Raw genomic sequence first — 20,369 nt, 5'->3', positions numbered from 1 at the left:
TGCTTTAGTATTTTTTTGTTTTGGAAAGAGGTGTGAACAATGAAACAGGAAATTCACCGTATACGGGGCGGCCTGCTGGCTATTTTGTTTATCCTGCTGTACGCGGCCATTCAGGCCTTTTACGTCGAGTATATGAATGCGGCCAGCCAGAATTTTGCAGAAAACGGCGGCGCAGTGGCAGTGCCCCTCTATATCCGGGCAATGTTCGGGGTGTATCTGGTGCTCTTAGGCGGGCTGGTCGGCGGCATTGCCAATGATTTTAAACGCCGTAAAGCGCATTTGTCGGTATTTAACCTGACTGTTGGCATTGTGATGGTGGCTCTGGGCGCGTCCCTCACCACCCTTATCGCTGTCGTCCCTCTGCGGGCCTCCCTCGCCAATGCTTCCAGCGGCCTTTTCCTTTTCGGCGGGGTCTTCCTGTATAAGGGGCTGCGCAGCGCGCCCAACCCTGAGCCGGTCTCCAAAAAAATCATGAACCTGATTCTGTCCATTATTCTGATCCTGCTCTTTGTCGTCGCCTACGACCAGATTCAGGCCTATATGACACGGGCCATAGCGGCTGTGAGCATGGAGGAAAGAGTCGGGGTAACGGGCAGAGCCCTCGTGTACTACAATTTTCTGGGAATCCCGCTGCTGACCCTGCTCATGGCCGCTGGCGCCGGCTTTGTGGCCTGGTTCCGCATGCCGCGGCCAGCCTTTGACGTGCGGCACCTGCTTTTCGGACTGCTCTGCCTGGGGCTCTATGGCCTGCTGGTCTACCTGATGCTCGACGATACGGCCTTCAGCCGGCTTCTGAGTACGCTGTCCGACCAGTTGAACACCCAAATCATCAAGAGCGCCTGTACTTCGCTGGCACTTACCCTGCCTGTATTTTCGGGGCTCTACCTTCTCAAGGCTTTTTTGAGGGGCGCGCCGGAGGTCTGGATTAAAAAAGGCGGCAGGAGCAGTAAAAAGAAATGAGCGAAAAACCCCGAATGACAAAAAATTCCACGTAATTTCTCGCTTTTTTTAAAAAACCAGCGGATAGTATGTTATAATAAAAGATAAGTAAACATTGACAATTGTTTAACTAAGAGCAATTCCAAATGGGAGGGAAAAATGAGTTTTATTAAAGAATATGCTGAAAAACTGGTAACGGCAGAAGAAGCGGTCAAGGTTGTAAAATCCGGCGACTGGCTGGATTACGGCTGGTGCTCCGCCACAGCGAGAGAGCTGGACAAGGCACTGGCAGCCCATGTGGTCGAAAACGACCTGGTTGACCTTAAAATTCGCGGCGGTATCCTGATGTGGGTGCCCGAGATTTTTAAAATTGAAAATCCGGCAGACCATATCACCTGGAATTCCTGGCACATGAGCGGTATTGAGAGAAAAGCCATTGCCCAGGGCTTCGCTTACTACACACCGATCCGTTACTCCGAAATGCCGAGATACTACAGAGATTCCAAACAGGATGTGGACGTGGCCATGTTCCAGGTCGCACCGATGGATGATCACGGTTATTTCAACTTCGGCCCCAATGCCTCACACATGATGGCAATGTGCGAACGCGCAAAAACAATCATCGTAGAAGTCAATAAAAATATGCCGAGATGCCTTGGCGGCTTTGAAGAAGCCATCCACATCTCTCAGGTTGACAAAATCGTCGAAGGCCCGAATCCCCTCATGGCAGAGCTGGGCGCCGGCGGTCCAGCAACCGACGTTGATAAAAGAGTCGCTGAGCTGATCGTAGAAGAAATTCCGAACGGCGCATGCCTCCAGCTTGGTATCGGGGGAATGCCAAACGCTGTCGGGTCACTCATCGCGGAATCCGACCTGAAGGATCTGGGCGTTCATACCGAAATGTACGTCGATGCCTTTGTCGATATCGCAAAAGCCGGCAAAATCAACGGCTCCAAGAAAAACATCGACCGCTTCCGCCAGACCTATGCCTTTGGCGCAGGTACCCAGAAGCTGTATGATTACATCCACGACAATCCGCAATGCATGAGCGCGCCGGTCGATTATACCAACGATATCCGCTCCATCTCTGCCATTGATAATTTCATGTCCATCAACAACGCTGTTGACGTCGACCTCTTTGGCCAGGTCAGCTCAGAATCCTCCGGGATCAAGCACATCAGCGGTGCCGGCGGACAGCTCGACTTTGTGCTGGGCGCGTACCTGTCAAACGGCGGAAAGAGCTTTATCTGCTGCTCCTCCACCTTTACGACCAGAGACGGCGAAATGAAATCCCGCATTGTACCAACCCTGCAGCCAGGCTCCGTTGTTACCGACACCCGCGCGAACATCCACTACCTGGTAACCGAATACGGCAAGGTCAACCTCAAGGGCCTGTCCACCTGGGAAAAATGTGACGCCATCATCTCCGTCGCCCACCCGGATTTCCGCGACGAGCTTATCGCAGAAGCCGAAAAGATGCACATCTGGAGACGAACCAACAAGGAAAACTAAAACATTCAGGGACCAGCCAAAACCGGCTGGTCCTTTTTTCATGGGGATGGTGTGCCGAAGGGGAGCGCCATCCTCTGGCGGCCTTGCCGGTGTCCGGTATGGACGAATCTGATCCCGGTGTTTAAGAAAGCTTTAATGTATGTAAAAAGATGCAGTATCCGCAAGCCCGCTCAGACAGCGGCCTGGAGTGAACAGAAATATTTCCTCGTTAAACAGATAACTAACAAAAGAAACTTTTATCTGAAATTCCTTGATTTTAAAGGATTAACCGACTATAATAATAAACACAGCCAAAGCGCATATTGACAGAAAAGAAAAAAGTTCGTTTGTATGGCGATTGCCAGTACGGCGGCGGCAGGTGGTCAAATTTGTCCCGCGTGATGTTGGAATGTTAGGAGCCTTTAGTTTAAAATGAAAACGGATAATACGATCAAGAAGGAATATGCAACCTGGGAAGAATTTCAAGACCGGCTTGAGCATGATATGACAGTGATGAATAATGTGGAAAAAACCAGGAAAAGCAAAGTCACCATTATATTTAAAACCGCTGTTGTCAACGAGGAAACCGGAAAAATCGAAGTCAGCTTTAAAAAACAGAAGGACAGAAAATATACAAAGAAACCGAGAGCCATGCTGCCTGGGTTAAAGCAGTCCTGCCAGAAAATCTAAACGCAGAAGAGATGAAGCGCCAAAAAGGCACCTCATCTCTTTTTTGCTTCATGGCCTGGCAGACTCAGCCTGGTTTTTATAGGCGGTCCCCCAGTCCACCATGGAGTCGAGAATGGGCTTCAGGCTGTAGCCAGTCTCGGTCAGGGTATATTCGACCCTAGGGGGCACCTCGGGATAGACGGTGCGGGTGAGCAGGCCGCAGGCCTCCATATCTCTCAGGTTAGAGGTCAGCACCTTCTGGGTAATGACCCCGATGGATTTTTTAAGCTCGCTGAAACGGCGGGTGCCGTCCATCAGGTCTCTCAAAATCAAAACCTTCCATTTACTGCCGATGAGCATCAGCGTGGTTTCGACAGGACAGGCTGGAAGTGGTCGGTCGTTCATTTTTTCACCTGCTTTCCTTAGATTAATCGTTTAGTATCTTAATGATACTTACGTAGAAAAGTATATCAGCTTTTGGATAAAATTTCAACCCTGGTATCCTTCAGGAAACCAGGCCACTATTTTGTGCCTGCTTCACAAAGGGTCCTCTGTGCATTACAATACAGGAAAGAAGAAAGGAGCCAATATGAACCGAAACGAGCAGATGCTCTGGCTGATCACCGCTCTGCGGGCAGAACAGCCAGAATATAACAATATCAAAATCCCGGAGACAGGGGAAGAAAGGTGGCGGCTGCTCCGGTCACTGATGAACGTGCGCCTGCCCATGCCCGCAGGCCCCGACTTTCTGGCGCGCCAGGACACCTTCCTGCAGGCCGAGACAGCGCGTAAGGGCATTACCCGGGTCGGGGACCTGGCGCCTGTGCAGGAGGGGCTGTACCTCTGGCAGGGCGATATCACCACCCTTCAGGCCGACGCCATTGTGAACGCGGCCAACAGCCAGCTGCTGGGCTGTTTTGTGCCCTGCCACAGATGTATCGATAACGCCATCCACACCTACGCCGGCGTCCAGCTGCGTCAGGTCTGCCACGAGCTCATGATCCGGCAGGGGACGCCAGAACCCACCGGAGCAGCCAAAATCACCCCGGGTTATAACCTGCCCGCGGACTGGGTGCTCCACACAGTCGGCCCCATTGTCAGTGGCGGGCTGACAGATGAACACTGCGAGCTGCTGCGGCGCTGCTACCAGGCCTGTCTGGCGCTGGCTGATGAAAAGGGCCTGCGCAGCCTGGCCTTTTGCTGTATCTCTACCGGGGAGTTTCACTTCCCACCGAAAAAAGCCGCCGCCATTGCTGTGGAGACAGTAAAAGCGTTTATGCAGGGCGCCAGGAGCCTGAAAAAAGTTGTATTTAACGTCTATAAGGACGAGGATTTGAAAATCTACCAGTCTCTGCTGAGAAAATGATGGATAGGTCAGCAGGATGTCGTTCCGCCTGGCGCTGCACAGTCAGCACATGGTCCAGATTGGTGATGTAGAGCCGATGGCTGTGTAAAAACCGGTCGTCATCCAAAGTCTCCGGCATGTCCTGCCCGGGGGTACCTATGACGAGGTGGCTGCCGCGGCCCGTTCCCTGGGGCCTGAGGTCATCGAGTACCCAGACCGGCAGTTTGACCACTGCGAAATCTGGAACTGAGAATAAAAAAGAAGTCTCGTGGTTTTCGAGACTTCTTTTTGGTCTATTCTGGGCTGTCATTCACGGCACCGCGCCGCAGAAAAGCCCATTTGGTTTCTGCGGTAATGACACCGAGAAAAATAACAATACAGCCGATGGCCATCATCAGCGTAAAACGGTCGCCCAGCAGAATGATGGAGAAGATACTGCCAAAGACGGATTCCAGGCTCATGAGAATGGCCGCGTGGGTCGAACTGGTGTACTTCTGGGCTACTGTCTGAAGCAGGAAAGCCAGGAAGGTACTGAACAGGCCCAGGTAGACGGCATTGAGCCAGCCAGAGGGCGAGATGGCTGTGGTCAGCTCACCAGAGAAAATGACATAGAACAGTGACGCCAGCGCTGTAAAGCCCAGCTGGATAACCGTCAGGGCAATGGGGTCGTGATCCTTTGAGAACACCCCTACCGAGACGATATGGCAGGCAAAAAGGAAGGCGCACAGCAGGGTAAGGCCATCGCCCGCGCCAAAGCTGAAGCCTGTGCTGAAGTCTGTGGTCAGCAGGGTAATACCCAGCAGCATGATAAAGGCAGCGGCAAAATTGTAACGGTCGGGACGATGCTTTTTAACGGCCCAGAAGATAAAGGGTACCATCACCACATTGGTGGCCGTCAGGAACGCCTGCTTACCAGCCTGTATAAACTGCAGGCCGATGGTCTGGGCCGCGAAGGCTGTAAACAGAAAGAACCCGATAATGCACCCGGCCTTAAGCGTGTCCTTCGAAATGCCTCTGAGATGCTTGAAAAAGACAATAAATGCTATTAAAAAGGCCACTGTAAAACGGATCGCCATCACCATCATGGGAGTGGTGGCAGCAATGGCGTTCTTAGAGGCTACAAAGCCTGTCCCCCAGACAACCGCCACTACCAGCAGCCCAAGATCCGCCATCAGGCCTGTTTTCTTTGTTTTGTCCATGAAAAGCTCCTTTCTGAGATATAAGGACTATTATAATAAAAATACATTTAAAGTACAAGTATAAGTAAAATTTTAAAATTCACGGTTCCTGCCTTTTACTATTTTGTAAAATCGTATATAATGGATATAAATAATTATGTACACGTCAGGTGAAAAATGAAATATATTTTAGTAAGACACGTAGAAACCTTCGGCAACGCAGAACACCGTCTCAACGGCCATACCGAATCCGATTATACGGCCTTCGGGGTTAAGATGAAGGAAATGCTGGTGGACGAGCTGGTCGCTCTGAACACAAAAATTCCCTTTGATGAAATTTATGTCAGCCCTATTTCGCGGGCATATAAAATTGGAGAGGCAGTGGCAGAACGTCTGGACAGGTCTTTTACCCCGGATGACCGTCTCAAGGAATTCAACTTTGGTATTTTTGACGGACTGACTGCCGACGAGGCCATCGCACTGGACAAAAAGATGTGGGATCGCTGGATGGACGACTACAACCACGTTACCCTGCCCGAGGGTGAGAACTATACCGATTATCACAACCGCATGAGCGCTTTTCTGGCTGAGCATGCCGAGGCCCACGCGGATAAAAATGTGCTCATCATCGCCCACGGTGGCACGGTGCACAGTCTGCTGGTTAATCTGCTGGATCTGCCGCTTCAGTCAAAATGGCATTTTAATATCAAGCTCGGCAGCATTACTGTGGTGGACTGCCCAGAGGGTTTTGGCATGCTGGAGGCACTTTACACACCAGATTATGACCGTATTAAACTAAATCCGTAAAATATCAGGAGGTTCATTTGGAAGAAATTACAAAGGACATTATGATTGAATCGCCGGAGACCCTATCTAAGGTTTTCGGCAAATATGACGAAAATATCAAGCTCATCGAGGGGCGTCTGAAGGTAGATGTCCTGGTGCGCGACGGTGCGCTCAAAATCCGCGGCGAGGGCAGGCGGGTAGAGGCGGCGGTAAGGGTCATTGAGGAAATGATCCGCACCATCGGAAGCCAGGGCGGCATAACAAAGGACAATACCGAGTATATCCTTACACTTCAGTCAAAGGGGTTGGAGAAGGAATACAGCGCCCTGAATGATGACATTATCTGCTATACCATGCGGGGCAAGCCTATCCGCAGCAAAACCCTGGGCCAGAAGCGCTATATTGACGCCATCCGCCATAACGACATCGTTTTTGGCATTGGCCCGGCAGGTACAGGCAAAACCTATCTGGCCATGGCCATGGCGATCACGGCTTTTAAAAACGGCGAGGTGGATCGTCTGATCCTGACCCGTCCGGCGGTGGAGGCTGGTGAAAAACTGGGCTTTCTGCCTGGTGATTTGCAGGATAAGGTAGACCCTTATCTTCGCCCTCTGTACGATGCGCTTTTTGAAATCATGGGCACCGAAGCCTTTGAAAAGAATATGGAAAAAGGGCTTATCGAGGTGGCGCCGCTGGCCTACATGCGTGGACGTACCCTCGAAAATGCCTACATTATACTGGATGAAGCCCAGAACACCACGCCGGAGCAGATGAAAATGTTCCTGACCCGTTTTGGCCAGGGCTCTAAAATCGTCGTGACTGGGGATATTACCCAGATTGACCTGCCCGGCGGCAAGCGTTCCGGCCTTAAGGAGGTCCGCAGGATTCTGCGCGGCATTCCTGACATTGCCTTTATCGAGTTCTCACAGGACGATGTGGTGCGCCACCGTCTGGTTCAGCGCATCATCGAGGCCTATGACCGGAATGATAAGGCGAGAGAAAAGAAACTGGAGCTTGAACTGGCGGAACAGCCAGATTAAAACGGTCAGGCCTTAAAAAGGAGGAGAGAAAAATTGCCATTAGAACTGGATTTGGAAATTGACAACCGGAGCGGGGTCGAGCTTGACATGTCGGTCTATGAAAAGGTTGAGGAATACATTTTAATTACGCTTCAGCAGGAGAATGTTCTGGTGCCCTGCGAGATCAGCTTTTCGCTGGTGATACCTGAGGAAATCCAGGAGCTCAACGCTGAGTACCGAAACATCGATAAGGAAACCGACGTACTGTCCTTTCCCATGCTGGAGTTCCCTGAGGATGAGGATATGCTCACCTATGAGACAGGGATCCCGGTTATGCTGGGGGACATCGTGATCTCAACCAAGCGGGCAGCGGAGCAGGCAGAGGAGTACGGGCACAGCCTGGAGCGGGAGATCTGCTACCTGAGTGTGCACAGCGTGCTGCACCTGCTGGGCTACGACCACATGGAAGAGGACGAAAAAAGAGTGATGCGCGCCCGGGAAAAGGCCATTATGGGCGACGACTGACCATTTTTCAGTTAAGGGGGAGAGGAAAATGCGCCGACGTTTAACAAGCAGTTTTGGGTACGCATTTGAGGGTATTAAATATGTATTAAAGACGCAGCCCAACATGAAGATACACAGTGTGATCGGCCTGTTTGCCATTTTGGCCGGCTTCTTTTTCAAAATATCGGAGGCCGAATGGCTGGCCATTATCATTGTCATCGGCTTTGTGCTTATTTTAGAGGTGGTCAACACTGCTGTCGAAACCCTGGTGGACCTCTACACCGAGGAATACCATCATCTGGCCAAGGTTTCCAAGGATACGGCGGCCGGCGCGGTGCTGCTCATGGCCATTGTGTCTGTGGTGGTGGGGCTGATCATTTTTCTGCCAAAAATCTGGGATATGATCGCACCGTTTATCTTTAAGTAAAACAATAGTAAAGGAAAATTTATGCAGGAAACAAAAAATACAGAACAACCATTTAAATCAGGCTTTATCAGCATCATCGGCCGTCCCAATGTGGGCAAATCCACGCTGCTTAACAGCATCATGGGTGAAAAGCTGGTCATCACGGCCAACAAGCCCCAGACCACCAGAAACGCTATCCGCTGTATCCACACCGACGCGGACAGCCAGATGGTCTTTATCGATACGCCGGGTATGCACAAGCCAAAGAACAAGCTGGGGACCTTTATGCTCAAGTCCGCCGAGGACACTATCTCCGACGTGGACGTGGTGCTCTTTCTCGTCGAGCCTGAGGACAGGATTGGCCCGGGTGACCAGTACATTCTGGATAAGCTCGCAGGCAGCCGGACACCGGTGATCCTGATCATCAACAAGATCGACACGGTGCCTAAGGAGGAACTGCTTAAGACCATCGCGGCTTATCAGGATTACACCTTTCTGGACAGTATTATCCCTATTTCGGCCTGGAATGGTGATGGGGTACAGGAGCTTATGGCAGCCATTAAAAAGCATCTGGAGCCGGGCCCCATGTACTTTCCGCCGGATATGGTGGTGGATCAGTCCGAGCGCTTTATCGTGGGCGAGCTGATCCGCGAAAAGGTTTTGCACCTGCTTAAGGATGAGGTGCCCCACGGCGTGGCGGTTGAGGTCACAAAAATGAAGGCGCGTGAGGATAAGAACATCATCGACATCGACGCCACCATTTTCTGTGAGCGCAAGACCCACAAGGGTATTCTGATCGGAAAGCAGGGCTCCATGCTCAAAAAGATCGGAACATACGCCAGAAAGGATATTGAATTTTTTCTGAAAACACCGGTTAACCTTCAGCTCTGGGTCAAGGTAAGGGCAGACTGGCGCGAGAAAACCTATGACCTCAAGGATCTGGGATATACCGAGTAACCCATGGCACTGGTAAAGACGAAGGGCATCGTGATCCGCGAGCAGCCCTTTCAGGAGCAGGACAAGATCATCACCCTTTTCACTGAGGAGGAGGGAAAGATCAAGGCCATCGCCAAGGGGGTAAGGCGGAACCGCAGCCCGCTGGTGGCAGCGACCCAGCTCTTTGCCTACAGCGAGTTTGTCTATTATCCCGGCAAAAATTTTGCCAACATCAATCAGGCCAGTCTTATACAGTCTTTTTATCCGCTGCGCAATGATCTGATGAAGATGTCTCTGGCTTCCTATGTTTTGGAGCTGCTTGATGCCTTTTATGATTACTACCAGGGGAATAAGGCCGTACTGCGGCTGGTAAATTTTATCCTGTTTTATATTTCGGAGGATAAGAGCCAGAGCAATGAGGCACTGGTAGCAGCTCTTCAGCTCAAGCTGACAGAGGTGCACGGCATACGGCCGGTCTTTGACACCTGCGCGCTCTGCGGCAGCACCGAACATTTAACACATTTCAGTATTGAAAATAACGGCGTTTTATGCGAAAATTGTCATCGGACAGAAGGCTACAGCTACCGGCTTACCCCGGAGGTGCTTACGGAGATGGTTTATCTCCTCGTCACCCCCATCAAGGCGATCCGGCAGCGGGCGTTTGACAAAACGCTGGTGCGGCGCATCATGGATATAATGAACCATTATATTTCCTACCAGCTGGCGAAAAACCTCAAAACCTATGACTTCTACCGGGACTTAAATTTATAAGGAGGAACAACATTATGGGAAAATACCGTATGGCACATACCATGATCCGTGTAATGGATCTTGAAAAATCACTGGCATTCTATCAGGATGCACTGGGCTTTAAGGAAGTCCGCAGAAAGGACAAGCCGGAAGGCAAGTTTACCCTGGTATACCTGGGTGACGGCCAGACCGATTTCACCCTGGAGCTCACCTACAACTACGACCCTGAAAAGCCTTATGTCATTGGCGATGGCTATGGACACCTGGCGGTAGAGGTCGAAGACCTGGAAGCCAGCCATGAAGAACACAAAGCCAAGGGCTATGACGTTACTGACCTCAGCGGCCTGGATAACGGCGTTAAAAGCTACTATTTCATCAAGGACCCAGATGGGTATAAAATTGAAATTATCCGCCTGAAATAAGTACAGCGTACAGTAAGAAGCCCCCGGGTACCGGGGGCTTCTTTTATTGCGGTTCGCCGCCTGACCCGACTTCCCGGGGCGCGGTTTTTTTATAGTCCATGATCTTCTTTGTCAGCCGAGTGCTGATCACGCCGCAGACCACGGCGGTCAGGATGCCGGACAGCATGACGCAGATAATGCCGGGGATCTGTCTGGTCCCCATGATAAATACCGAGGTGATGGCGCCATAAGCGTGGGGCAGCTCATTAAACCAGGTGTTTTTCAGCGGGATAAAATGCACCACGACGGTTACCACTGAAAAAACAAACATGCCGATCCAGAGCGAAAGGTCCGGGCCCAGGCCAAGCGCTTTGAGTGCTCCATCCATCCAGAAATAAACCAGCGCCCACAAAATGCCGGATAGGGCCGAGAAGAGGTAATTTGGCGTTTTTTCGGGCTTTGCGCCTTTGGCGAAGGTCAAACCCAATCCGATGAAAAACATGGCCAGAAGGCCGGAAAACGGCGAATGGGTGATGATTACAAAAGCCGTTGCCACAAAAAGACCGAGTGCTGTGCCGTTAATCCACCAGTAAACTTTTGTTTCCATGGTGCCTTACATGATCAGGCTGAGAATAAACATTTCCAGCTCAGTCTCTGTTACCTCAAGATTGCTTTCAATCATGGGGCGGTATTCTTCGGGGTAGCTCTCAACAATTTCTCTGTCCAACTGTGTTAATTGATCTTTCATGTTTCACCTCAATACTGTCCGTACTCGCGGACGAAATTCAATACAGCCTTCAGCTTATCCGGGTCGGCGTCATGAAAATCCAGAGCGGATTTGTTCAGCCCAAAGTAAAAGCGGCCATTTTCCATGCCGATATCCATGAGCTCGCGGGCTTTGTCAATACACGCCTCGGTGGAGTAATCTGAAAAGTAGTTCAGCGGATAGGAGCAGCTGAGCATGTGGTCCTGACCAAGGGTGGCCGTCGCCTGTTCAAAATCCTGGTATTCCACTGCAATGACAATTTTATCCTTGGGCAGCTCCTGATAAAAATCGAAGAAGCGGCCGTCGCGGTAGTCGCCCTGGAAGTTTATATAAAGGGTAACGCCCTTGTCGGTCAGCATTTCGCACAGCTTTTTGAAGGTAGGCCAGTAAAAGCGTTCAAACTGCTTCTGGTTAATCATTGGCGGCAAATGTGACCAGGTGCAGGCTAGCGGGAAGCCGCTTTCATCCGCCATACTGGTGGTTTCGACATAGCGGGCCATGACGTTTAGCAGCGCGTCGCAGGCGGCTTCGACGTCGTCTTTTCTGCGCCGCAGGTCCATGGAAATCTGGGTGATGCCCCGCAGATGGTCGGCCAGAAGGTCGAAGGGGGCATAGAACATGGTGCCATAGTAGAGCAGAGCGCCATTAGCCATGGTTTTTTCAAAAATCTGATCATAGAAATGGTGTACCTGATTCTTTTCATAGAGAAGCGCTTTGGCAAAAGCCATGGTACAGTAGGGGGCTTCACGCCCCAGTTCGGTGTACATCCTGGGCAGCACGCGGGATGCAATGCAGTGGATGGGGTCTTCGATGAGTTCGGGGTATTCCTCTGGAAGCAGTGAGGTTACCTCCGGATGCTGCATATAGCCGTTGACACGGTTTTGAATCCAAACCTTTGAACCCAGCAGGGCATTTTTCTGAGGCGGCATAAAGACCACACTTTGGGTCAGGTCGATGTCGAAGTCCTTCATAACCTGATCATAGCCTTTGATGAAGCCGTCGTAATCCCAGAAGGAACGAATACAGTCCCGTTTTGTATATTCACAGATATAGGTGGGCTCAAAGTCCATCATAATGGGAACATAGTCCATTTTTTCGCCGCGAACGCCGCGCATAAAATTATCGAGCTTTGCCTGAGCGTTTTCCATTTTATTTTTTCTCCCTTATTTTTTACAGATTTAAACAAAATGTGCACATATTTTGAATACGTTCAATATACACCCTTTTCTAAAATTTGTCAACGTTCAAAATTCATTTCTTTATTTTTTTTACGGCGGGTGCTATAATAAAATAAAAAACGTGGAGGAGCCATGGCAAACTATAAAAATGGTCTCGAGACAAAGGAGAGCCTTTACCGGAGCGCCAAAAAGATTTTTTACCAGAAGGGCTATGATAAGACAACGGTCAAGGATATCATTACCGATGCCAGAACAAAGCAGGGCCTTTTAAACTATTATTTTGGGGCGAAGGAGAACCTGGCGGTCCAGATTTATAAGGACTTTTGCAACGATGTTGTTTTCTGTGTGGATGAGCAGACGGCTGAGCTGGGCAGTCTGCCCCGGGGGCTGCTGTTGGATATGATTGGCTATCGGGCGTATTTTAAGGCGCTGTTTACAGATACCTCTGTCATGCGGTTTTACGCGGAGGTCTCAAAACTGCCGCTGTTCGCAAGAAGCATGCTTGATCTGCGGGACTATTTTTTTAACCTTGAGCTTGAAAGCGAGGCATACGCGGGTATTAACCCAAGGCTGAAGGAACGCAGGTATTTTGAGTATCTGAAATCTCTGACGGTTGGAATGGAGATTCAGGTTTTCAGAGATGTGCTTGAAAAGCAGATTGATCTGGAGCTCCAGGATGCTGTCGACTGGTTCTTTTTTGACTATTACAGCTTTCTTTTCACCGATGCGGACTATATCCGTGAAAATATCGAAAGGTCAAGGCAGGTTGTCGGCCGTTTTACTTTTGAGATCACCCCTGTATTTGAGATCAGTTTGTCGGTACAGGCAGACACGAAACTTTAGTAAGAGATAAGTAATAAAGTTAGTTGCGCCAAAGTATACCCATAAGGGGTACGGGTATAAGAGGTGCTGATGGCTTTCAAATAAATGCAACAGAGGTATTGACAAAACAGGCTTGCAAGCATATAATAAATGTAAATTCGGCATTGTTATTATTGTCCTGTGGTTGTCCATCGGCCTCACGATGGTTTGAGCACAATTGGGTGAAAATCCCAAACGGTCCCGCCGCTGTAAGACGAAAGTCAAGTCAGATTGCTGACCATAGGATTTTAAGCTGCATTTGGTTACGAGAGATAACTGAATGTAAGGACGAGGCTGTGTGTATCTTTGGCACACCCATTTCGTACTTTCATCGCTTATCTTTTTTGATGAGCGATTTTTTTATGGAAAAGTACGTTGGGAACAAGTTTGAGGAGGTAGAAAATGACAAAGAGACAAAAACAAGTTGTGACCATGCTTGGGGCATGGGCGCTGGTCTTTGGCATTGTGCCCGCGGCAAACGCGATGCACATCATGGAAGGCTACTTACCGGTTGGCTACTGCATTATGTGGGGTGTCTTATGTATACCTTTTCTGGCGGCCGGCTTTTTCTCCATTAAAAAGACTCTGACAGGCAACAGAAGAGCGATCACCTTACTTGCGATGGCGGGCGCATTTATCTTCGTGATCTCTTCTTTAAAGATTCCATCCGTTACGGGCAGCTGTTCGCATATGACAGGTACAGGCCTGGGCGCCATTTTATTCGGACCCAGCGCAGTCAGTATTCTGGGGATTATCGTATTGTTATTCCAGGCGATCCTTCTGGCTCACGGTGGTCTCACCACCCTTGGCGCCAACACTTTCTCCATGGCCATCGCAGGCCCCTTTGTATCCTTTGGGATCTACAAGCTGTGCCAGAAAATGAAGGTAAACCGCAAAATTGGGGTGTTTTTGGCAGCCTGCATCGGAGATTTGTTTACCTACTGTGTTACCAGTATCCAGCTGGCTTTTGCCTATCCCTCAGAAACAGGCGGCGTGGCAGCTTCTGCTGTTAAGTTCCTGGGTGTGTTTGCCCCTACACAGCTGCCGCTGGCCATTATTGAAGGGATTTTAACGGTTATTATTGTCATTGCTCTGGAAACCTATGCGAGCCCAGAGTTAAAATCAATTGGATTTTTAGCAGCGGAGGAAGCGTAAGATGAGCAAAAATAAAAAATTAGTCATTGTTCTGCTGGTAATCGTCGCACTTTTGGTGGTTGTTCCGCTCTTTGCCCTTCAGGGCGCTGAGTTCGGCGGCTCCGATGATGCAGGAAGCACCATGATCGAAGAAATTCAGGGCGGCGAATATGAGCCTTGGTTTACACCAGTGCTCGAAACACTGATCAACGGTGAACTGCCAGGTGAGGTTGAATCACTGATCTTCTGTCTCCAGACCGGTATCGGCGTTGGCATTCTGGCCTTTTTCATGGGCCGTCTGGTAGAGCGCAAAAAGCTCGGCAAAGAAGATTCAGAGCTGTAACCGCATTTCCGGGGGTAGGGCAACCTGCCCTCTTTTTATGATTAAGCGTAAAAAAATTCCTTAGAGTAAAGGAGCTTGTTCGTGAAGGTATTTTTAGTAGCACTTGCAGTTCTGTGTGTGTGTGGCCTGGTATACTGGCTGCGCCACCGGGAGTGCGCCCACAGACACGGCGGGCATCATGGCCATTCCCACGGCGGGGCGGTTTTTTCCATTGATGTGCTCGCCTACAATTCAAAGATCAACGGCTGGAATCCCAGCTTTAAGGTAGGGTTCTCCCTGCTGCTTCTGCTCATTTGTGTCATTGCCAATAACCTTTATGTGTCGGCTCTGGTTATTTTGATCACAGCCTTTATTACAGTGGTTATGGGAGGCGTGCACTTCAGGGATTACCTGAGCTTTCTGAGAGTGCCGGTGGCGTTTCTCATACTTGGGAGTATAGCCATCCTCTTCAATTTTTCAAACGAGCCTCTGGGACTCTGGTCCCTCAACTGCCACTTCTTTTATATCTATATTTCCCACGACAGCCTCATGACGACGCTGTATTTATGGGGTAAGGCCTTTGGCGCAGTCAGCGCCATGTATATGATGTCTCTGTCTACCCCGTCCACTGAGGTTTTCGGGGTTTTGCGCCGCGTGCACGTTCCCAAGCTTGTTATTGAGCTGATGAACATGATCTACCGGTATATTTTTATTCTGATGGACACTCAGGCCAAAATGAAAAACTCGGCGGAGTCTCGGCTGGGCTACTGCGATTTTAAGACAGCGGTTTATTCCTTCGGCCACTCCATGAGCAATCTCTTTGTGGTTTCAATGAAGCGTGCCAGCCAGTACTATGACGCCATGGAGGCAAGGTGCTACGATGGCGATCTGCTGTTTTTAGAGGCTGAGAAGCCCCTTCACAGGGAACAGGTAATGGCTGCGGCGCTGGTGGTCCTGCTGCTGGTGGCTGTTTGGATTTTAAAATTCTAGGAGAAGGCAACATGAAAGAAACAATCATTGAAATAAAAAATCTCAAGTACGCATACACCAGCGACAAGCCGGCGCTTCGCGGCATTGATGTTACCATCGGGAAGGGAGAGCGTATTGCGGTTATCGGCTCTAACGGGGCTGGAAAGTCGACCTTTTTCTTGAACCTTAACGGCGTGCTCACACCGGACAGCGGCGAAATTTATTTTAAAGGTCAGAAGCTAACCCGGGATAAAAAGGATCTGAATACGCTGCGGAAGTCTATCGGGATTGTTTTTCAGGACGCGGACAACCAGATCATTGCCTCCACAGTCATGGGGGAGGTCTCCTTTGGCCCTATGAATCTCAAGCTTCCCAGAGAAGAGGTTGTCCGCCGGGTCGACGAAGCTCTGGAATATATGAACATTACGGATTTTAAGGACCGGCCTCCCCATTATCTGAGCGGTGGAGAAAAAAAGCGGATCACCATTGCCGACATCATTGCCATGCACTCCGAGGTCATTGTTTTTGATGAGCCCACTGCGGCCCTGGACCCGCTGAATGCGGAAATGCTGGAGGAGGTGCTTGAGAAGCTGGCTGCTCAGGAAAAAACCATGCTGATCTCCACTCACGACGTCGATTTTGCCTACCGCTGGGCAGAGCGTGCCCTTGTTTTTTGCGACGGACAGATCATCGCCGACGCCCCACCAGTTGAAATTTTTAACGATGCGGAGATCCTAAGACGGGCGAATCTGAAAAAGCCCATGATGCTGGAGGTTTACAATGCCATGGTGGCAAAGGGGATGCTCCCGGACGACCAGGCCTATCCGAAGGATGTGACAGCGTTTAAACACCTGCTGGGTGCCTAGCAGGCAGCAGACAGAGCCTCAAATTTATAGAAGAACCAGCCCTGAATATGCTGGTTCTTTTTTGTCATCAATTTAGCCTGCCGCGGTTGTTTTTTATGAGTATGCTATGTTATACTAAAAAAGATTACAATACCAGTGAGGCGGAAATGATTGAACAATTAATTACTGCTTTTGTAGAGCTTGACGAGGAGCTTGTCAATAAATTGACCAAACGGGCGCTGCGAAGCGGCATAAAGCCCTATGAAATTATCGAGGCAGTCAATTTTGCGCTCGGCGAAATCGGGAAAGGCTTTGAGACAGGGGAGGCGACGCTCTCAGACCTGATGATGTCGGGCATTCTCTATGAGCAGATCATTAACTCCAAAGAGATGCATCTTTATGATCAGATCGAGCAGACCAACAGCTCTGGCCTGATTCTCTTGGGGACCATAGAGTCGGATATTCATGACATCGGCAAGTCGATTTTCAAAAGCGGCGCGATTATCTCAGGCTTCAAGGTCATTGACCTGGGTGTAGATGTCTCCTCTGATATTTTTATAAAAAATATCATCAAGTATCAGCCGGATATTTTGGGAATCAGCGTAGTCTTGACCAGCGCTGTGGACTACATTAAGCGGACCATCGACGTTATTACAGGCGAGGGGCTGAGACAGAATTTGAAGATTATTCTCGGGGGCAGCTTCATTGATGATGAGATTGTCCGATGCTGCGGGGCAGATGGTTACGCAAATAATATTTTGGATGGTGTAAAGCTGTGTCAACGATGGATGGAAGAAAGAGCCAATCGGTAAAATATCAGCAGATTGCTGACGATATCCGCTTAAAAATACTGGGTGGGATCTATGCCCAGAATGAAATGCTCCCATCAGAAAAAAAGCTGGGTGAGAAGTATGGTGCGAGCCGACTGACCGTCAGAAACACGCTTAATCTGCTGGAGAATGAGGGCTATATCTATACGAAGGCGGGAAAGGGCTCCTTTGTCAAGGGTGTGTCCACTGATCTGTACCGGATTGATATGGACATTAACAGCATTCTCAACGGCGGGTATGACCGGGTGGAGCTGATCAAGGCTAAAATGATCAAGCCCGATATTGACCTGGTTTACGAGCTTAAGGTTTCAAGGGAGAGCAAGATTGTCTTCATGGACTGGCATATTTTTAAGAACGAGGTAATCATTGGGTATGACAGGCGCTTTATCCCTTATTTCAGAGGTCTGCCCATTGATGAGAAGGATTTGACCTACACGGGTCTGAAGGATATGATCAAGGGCTCTCAGACAGATTTCAGGGAGGAGATTATCGTTAACGGTATTATCCCTGAGGCATGGCTGAAGGAAAAAATGGGCATTGACAGTAAAAATACAGACTCGGTACTTTTGGTGGAACGCAAAATTTATGATGACCGGGGAACCCCCACCGGCCTCGACCGACTGTATCTGAATGCGGATGAAAGCTGTATCAAAGGAGTTTTTAGCGTATGAGCAATGAACAACTGTTTACAACCTATCAGGTTGTCTACGAGGATTTGAAGGATAAGATTCTGGATAAAACGTTTCGGCCCGGGGAAAAGCTGCCCTCCTTCAGTGAGCTGTGTGAGCTCTATAACGTAAGCAATATAACAGTCCGTAAGAGCATTGAGCTGCTGCGGCAAAACGGCTATGTCCACTCTAAGCCAAGAGTCGGTAATTTTGTAAATGAAATCAAGAATGAGGTATATGCCCTGCGCTATAACCAGAAAACCTCCATGAAGCATGAGCCAACGGAGGTAAAAGTCCTCTCGGTCGATTCGGTCGATCTCGAGGAGATGAAGCAGTACACCAAGGTGCGGCCAAACCGTCGCGCCAAGTGTATTAAGATCGCCCGCATGCACTGCTTTGGACAGCTGCCTGTTATGTATGAGCTGATTTTCATCCTGCACAATCCACGGCTCAATATCCATTCCTTCAATGAGGAGCGCTGGATCAGTGACGGCATTGGCGTTATTAACAATTATGACATCAATAAAAAATTTTATCTGTCCGTCGACAACCACTGTGAGACGGTAAAGGATAAGCTCTATCTGGAGGAGGAGGATAGTATGTTCCGCATTCTCATCGAGTATTACACGAAGCAGAACCGGTTTGCGGGTATCTCTGTGAGTTTTGCCAGCTGTGACGATATTGATTTCCGGATTTCGTAAAAAATTGTAAATTTTCTTGACAACGCATACAAAAGGTGTTAATCTTATCTCAGAAATTACTGTTAGTGTAATTCAATTGAGTATAACATGTTATATATATTTAAATGAAAAGGAGATGGTTTCCTAAGAGGATTATTTTTTTATAGCAATTGAGTATAACATGATATTTATAATATCTTGGCAAATTAAATTGATTGATGATTAAAATTTAGGGGAGAATCATGAAATTAAATTATTCAATTGGAACAGACGAAGAGGTACAGCGTATTCACGAGACAAGCCTGAAGATCTTGTCAGAGGTGGGCGTGTCCTTTCGTTGTGAAACGGCCTTTGATATTTTTAGGAAACACGGGGCCAGGGTTGAGAACGGAATCGTCTATATGGATGAAAAGCTTGTTGAGAAGGCGCTGTCCACTTTGCCAAAGACCTATGACTGGTACGACCGGCTGGGGAACAAGATTACCATCGGCAACAAGGTTACGCATAATGCGCCGTCCTATGGACCGATGTATGTCTGCCAGAACGGGAAGTATGAGCTGTCAAACCATAAACATCTGGTCAATTTTCACAAGCTGCATGAGACCAGTAAAGTCATTGACATCTCAAACCCGAATGTCATCGATGTGTCCTATGTTCATGGAGAGGCAAGGGAAAAGTACCGCTTGGGCATTGCCCTGAAATACTGCCAGAAGCCTCTGATGGGGCTGGTGGAAGGCAAAGCTGTCGCGACAGAGAGCCTTGAGACAATGTGCCGTTTTTATGGTCTGGAAGATGTCAAAAGACAGATCATCGCAACCGGGCTTATTGACACAATGGGACCGATGCAGATGTCCACAGCAATGTCTGAGGCCCTGATCACATACGCCGAGCTGGGGCAGGCGGTAATTATCTGCGCGGGCCAGACCTTTGGCGTTACCACGCCGCAGTCCATGGCCGGTGTCTATACTTTGGGCAATGCGATGATTCTGGCAGCTATGGTTTTAGCGCAGCTAGCTCAGCCGGGCACGCCGGTTGTCTATTGCGGGAAGTTTGACTCGTCGGATATGCGGCTGCGTTCGGCGGCGGCCTATGGGGGAATAGAGGCCATGCTGGCCTGCGCCACCTCCAGAAGAATGGCTGACTTTTACGGTGTGCCGCTGCACAGCGGCACGAGCAATACGGATTCTAAGCTTATGGATTACCAGGCAGGGGCCGAGTCATTTATGAATCTTCTGACGGCTTATCTGCTGAAGGTTGAATGCCAGGTACATGCCTGCGGATTGCTGGATTCCATGAACTCCATCGGCTATGAGAAGTTTATTCTGGACGAAGAAAAAATAGAATCCTTGAAACATCTGATGAAGGGGTATGCGATTGATGACTCGACGATTATGTTCGATTCGATCTTAAAGACAGGGCCGACGGGACAGCATTTTGAAAGAACCCAGAAGTCTTACCGGAGAGATTTTATCATGCCGAAGCTTTCGATCCGTGACAACCACAACAGCTGGATGCAGGCAGGCTGCACCTCTGCTGAGTCTCTGGCGACAAAGGAATGGCAGCGGCGGCTGGAGGAATACACAATGCCTGAGTTGTCCAGGGAGCAGGCAAAAATTCTTGATACGCTCATCCCTGAAGAATACCGTTAATACTGGACTTACCGGGCGGCCGGATGACCCTGGCCGCCTGATA

At 49.4% G+C, this 20,369-nt stretch carries 26 protein-coding genes and 1 riboswitch; of the genes, 20 read left to right on the top strand and 6 right to left on the bottom strand.

Features of this window, described 5'->3' with window-relative positions:
* Positions 1-39: 39 nt before the first annotated feature.
* The 3 genes from B2M23_RS20605 to B2M23_RS20595 all read left to right on the top strand — a co-directional run bounded on the left by B2M23_RS20605 (position 40) and on the right by B2M23_RS20595 (position 3,120).
* Entirely contained in the window at positions 40-960 is a 921-nt protein-coding gene (locus B2M23_RS20605) for a hypothetical protein (RefSeq protein WP_038351216.1), read from the top strand.
* Between the two features lie 138 nt (positions 961-1,098).
* Positions 1,099-2,451, top strand: coding sequence for a butyryl-CoA:acetate CoA-transferase (locus B2M23_RS20600; protein WP_038351217.1), 1,353 nt, complete (start codon positions 1,099-1,101; stop codon positions 2,449-2,451).
* A gap of 411 nt (positions 2,452-2,862) precedes the next feature.
* The gene (locus B2M23_RS20595) at positions 2,863-3,120 is read left to right on the top strand and encodes a hypothetical protein (RefSeq protein ID WP_038351218.1); all 258 of its coding nucleotides are present in this window, start codon (positions 2,863-2,865) and stop codon (positions 3,118-3,120) included.
* Positions 3,121-3,168: 48 nt separating this feature from the next.
* On the opposite strand, the gene B2M23_RS20590 is transcribed toward B2M23_RS20595, so the two are convergent.
* Positions 3,169-3,504: a winged helix-turn-helix transcriptional regulator gene (locus tag B2M23_RS20590; RefSeq protein WP_038351219.1), complete on the bottom strand. Its 336-nt coding sequence runs from the start codon at positions 3,502-3,504 to the stop codon at positions 3,169-3,171.
* A gap of 184 nt (positions 3,505-3,688) precedes the next feature.
* Here B2M23_RS20590 and B2M23_RS20585 point away from each other — a divergent pair, with 184 nt between their 5' ends.
* Positions 3,689-4,465, top strand: coding sequence for a protein-ADP-ribose hydrolase (locus B2M23_RS20585; protein ID WP_038351220.1), 777 nt, complete (start codon positions 3,689-3,691; stop codon positions 4,463-4,465).
* Here B2M23_RS20585 and B2M23_RS21380 read toward each other — a convergent pair.
* The gene (locus B2M23_RS21380; protein ID WP_167617964.1) at positions 4,410-4,754 is read right to left on the bottom strand and encodes a hypothetical protein; all 345 of its coding nucleotides are present in this window, start codon (positions 4,752-4,754) and stop codon (positions 4,410-4,412) included. The genes B2M23_RS20585 and B2M23_RS21380 overlap by 56 nt on opposite strands.
* The gene (locus B2M23_RS20580; RefSeq protein WP_038351221.1) at positions 4,738-5,643 is read right to left on the bottom strand and encodes a DMT family transporter; all 906 of its coding nucleotides are present in this window, start codon (positions 5,641-5,643) and stop codon (positions 4,738-4,740) included. Before B2M23_RS20580 ends, B2M23_RS21380 begins: the two co-directional genes overlap by 17 nt.
* Positions 5,644-5,799: 156 nt before the next feature.
* Here B2M23_RS20580 and B2M23_RS20575 point away from each other — a divergent pair, with 156 nt between their 5' ends.
* From B2M23_RS20575 to gloA, 7 genes are read left to right on the top strand one after another with little or no spacing between them, the layout of a single operon-like run.
* Positions 5,800-6,429, top strand: coding sequence for a histidine phosphatase family protein (locus B2M23_RS20575; protein WP_038351222.1), 630 nt, complete (start codon positions 5,800-5,802; stop codon positions 6,427-6,429).
* A 17-nt stretch (positions 6,430-6,446) separates the two neighbouring features.
* Positions 6,447-7,448, top strand: a complete 1,002-nt coding sequence (locus B2M23_RS20570; protein ID WP_038351223.1) for a PhoH family protein — start codon at positions 6,447-6,449, stop codon at positions 7,446-7,448.
* 33 nt (positions 7,449-7,481) lie between these two features.
* Positions 7,482-7,952, top strand: a complete 471-nt coding sequence (gene ybeY / locus B2M23_RS20565) for an rRNA maturation RNase YbeY (protein WP_081571324.1) — start codon at positions 7,482-7,484, stop codon at positions 7,950-7,952.
* Positions 7,953-7,980: 28 nt separating this feature from the next.
* A complete protein-coding gene (locus tag B2M23_RS20560; protein ID WP_038351224.1) occupies positions 7,981-8,358 on the top strand; it encodes a diacylglycerol kinase family protein in 378 nt (125 codons plus the stop codon).
* Positions 8,359-8,379: 21 nt separating this feature from the next.
* Positions 8,380-9,294 (top strand): GTPase Era, encoded by a 915-nt coding sequence (gene era, locus B2M23_RS20555; RefSeq protein ID WP_038351225.1) that lies wholly within the window; start codon positions 8,380-8,382, stop codon positions 9,292-9,294.
* 3 nt (positions 9,295-9,297) lie between these two features.
* Entirely contained in the window at positions 9,298-10,044 is a 747-nt protein-coding gene (gene recO / locus B2M23_RS20550) for a DNA repair protein RecO (protein WP_038351226.1), read from the top strand.
* A gap of 14 nt (positions 10,045-10,058) precedes the next feature.
* Positions 10,059-10,445: a lactoylglutathione lyase gene (gene gloA, locus B2M23_RS20545; RefSeq protein WP_013381142.1), complete on the top strand. Its 387-nt coding sequence runs from the start codon at positions 10,059-10,061 to the stop codon at positions 10,443-10,445.
* A 43-nt stretch (positions 10,446-10,488) separates the two neighbouring features.
* Here gloA and B2M23_RS20540 read toward each other — a convergent pair whose 3' ends face one another.
* From B2M23_RS20540 to B2M23_RS20535, 3 genes are read right to left on the bottom strand one after another with little or no spacing between them, the layout of a single operon-like run.
* The gene (locus tag B2M23_RS20540; protein ID WP_038351227.1) at positions 10,489-11,031 is read right to left on the bottom strand and encodes a DUF1097 family protein; all 543 of its coding nucleotides are present in this window, start codon (positions 11,029-11,031) and stop codon (positions 10,489-10,491) included.
* A 6-nt stretch (positions 11,032-11,037) separates the two neighbouring features.
* Positions 11,038-11,172, bottom strand: coding sequence for a hypothetical protein (locus B2M23_RS21710; protein WP_013381141.1), 135 nt, complete (start codon positions 11,170-11,172; stop codon positions 11,038-11,040).
* Between the two features lie 8 nt (positions 11,173-11,180).
* Positions 11,181-12,338, bottom strand: a complete 1,158-nt coding sequence (locus B2M23_RS20535; RefSeq protein WP_038351228.1) for a uroporphyrinogen decarboxylase/cobalamine-independent methonine synthase family protein — start codon at positions 12,336-12,338, stop codon at positions 11,181-11,183.
* A 162-nt stretch (positions 12,339-12,500) separates the two neighbouring features.
* On the opposite strand from B2M23_RS20535, the gene B2M23_RS20530 reads away from it, so the two are divergent.
* The 9 genes from B2M23_RS20530 to B2M23_RS20490 all read left to right on the top strand — a co-directional run bounded on the left by B2M23_RS20530 (position 12,501) and on the right by B2M23_RS20490 (position 20,326).
* A complete protein-coding gene (locus tag B2M23_RS20530) occupies positions 12,501-13,211 on the top strand; it encodes a TetR/AcrR family transcriptional regulator (protein ID WP_038351229.1) in 711 nt (236 codons plus the stop codon).
* A 147-nt stretch (positions 13,212-13,358) separates the two neighbouring features.
* A riboswitch (cobalamin riboswitch) is annotated at positions 13,359-13,482 on the top strand.
* Positions 13,483-13,631: 149 nt separating this feature from the next.
* Complete coding sequence (locus B2M23_RS20525; protein WP_013381138.1) at positions 13,632-14,384, top strand: energy-coupling factor ABC transporter permease; 753 nt, start codon at positions 13,632-13,634, stop codon at positions 14,382-14,384.
* A 1-nt stretch (position 14,385) separates the two neighbouring features.
* Positions 14,386-14,706, top strand: a complete 321-nt coding sequence (locus B2M23_RS20520) for an energy-coupling factor ABC transporter substrate-binding protein (RefSeq protein WP_013381137.1) — start codon at positions 14,386-14,388, stop codon at positions 14,704-14,706.
* A gap of 81 nt (positions 14,707-14,787) precedes the next feature.
* Positions 14,788-15,675 (top strand): cobalt ECF transporter T component CbiQ, encoded by an 888-nt coding sequence (gene cbiQ, locus B2M23_RS20515; protein ID WP_081571323.1) that lies wholly within the window; start codon positions 14,788-14,790, stop codon positions 15,673-15,675.
* Between the two features lie 11 nt (positions 15,676-15,686).
* Positions 15,687-16,520 carry an energy-coupling factor ABC transporter ATP-binding protein gene (locus B2M23_RS20510; protein ID WP_038351230.1) on the top strand — a complete coding sequence of 278 codons (834 nt, stop codon included), beginning with the start codon at positions 15,687-15,689 and terminating at the stop codon, positions 16,518-16,520.
* Between the two features lie 146 nt (positions 16,521-16,666).
* Positions 16,667-17,311, top strand: coding sequence for a cobalamin B12-binding domain-containing protein (locus B2M23_RS20505; RefSeq protein WP_038351724.1), 645 nt, complete (start codon positions 16,667-16,669; stop codon positions 17,309-17,311).
* Positions 17,284-18,000, top strand: coding sequence for a GntR family transcriptional regulator (locus B2M23_RS20500; protein WP_052237094.1), 717 nt, complete (start codon positions 17,284-17,286; stop codon positions 17,998-18,000). Before B2M23_RS20505 ends, B2M23_RS20500 begins: the two co-directional genes overlap by 28 nt.
* Positions 17,997-18,698, top strand: coding sequence for a GntR family transcriptional regulator (locus B2M23_RS20495; protein ID WP_038351231.1), 702 nt, complete (start codon positions 17,997-17,999; stop codon positions 18,696-18,698). Before B2M23_RS20500 ends, B2M23_RS20495 begins: the two co-directional genes overlap by 4 nt.
* A gap of 221 nt (positions 18,699-18,919) precedes the next feature.
* Entirely contained in the window at positions 18,920-20,326 is a 1,407-nt protein-coding gene (locus B2M23_RS20490; RefSeq protein ID WP_038351232.1) for a trimethylamine methyltransferase family protein, read from the top strand.
* The last annotated feature ends 43 nt before the right edge of the window (positions 20,327-20,369 follow it).

The sequence above is a fragment of the Eubacterium limosum genome (assembly GCF_000807675.2).
Taxonomy (GTDB): Bacteria; Bacillota; Clostridia; order Eubacteriales; family Eubacteriaceae; genus Eubacterium; species Eubacterium limosum.
Note: the sequence above shows the minus strand (reverse complement) of the source record. Positions and strands in the feature narration are given on the sequence as shown.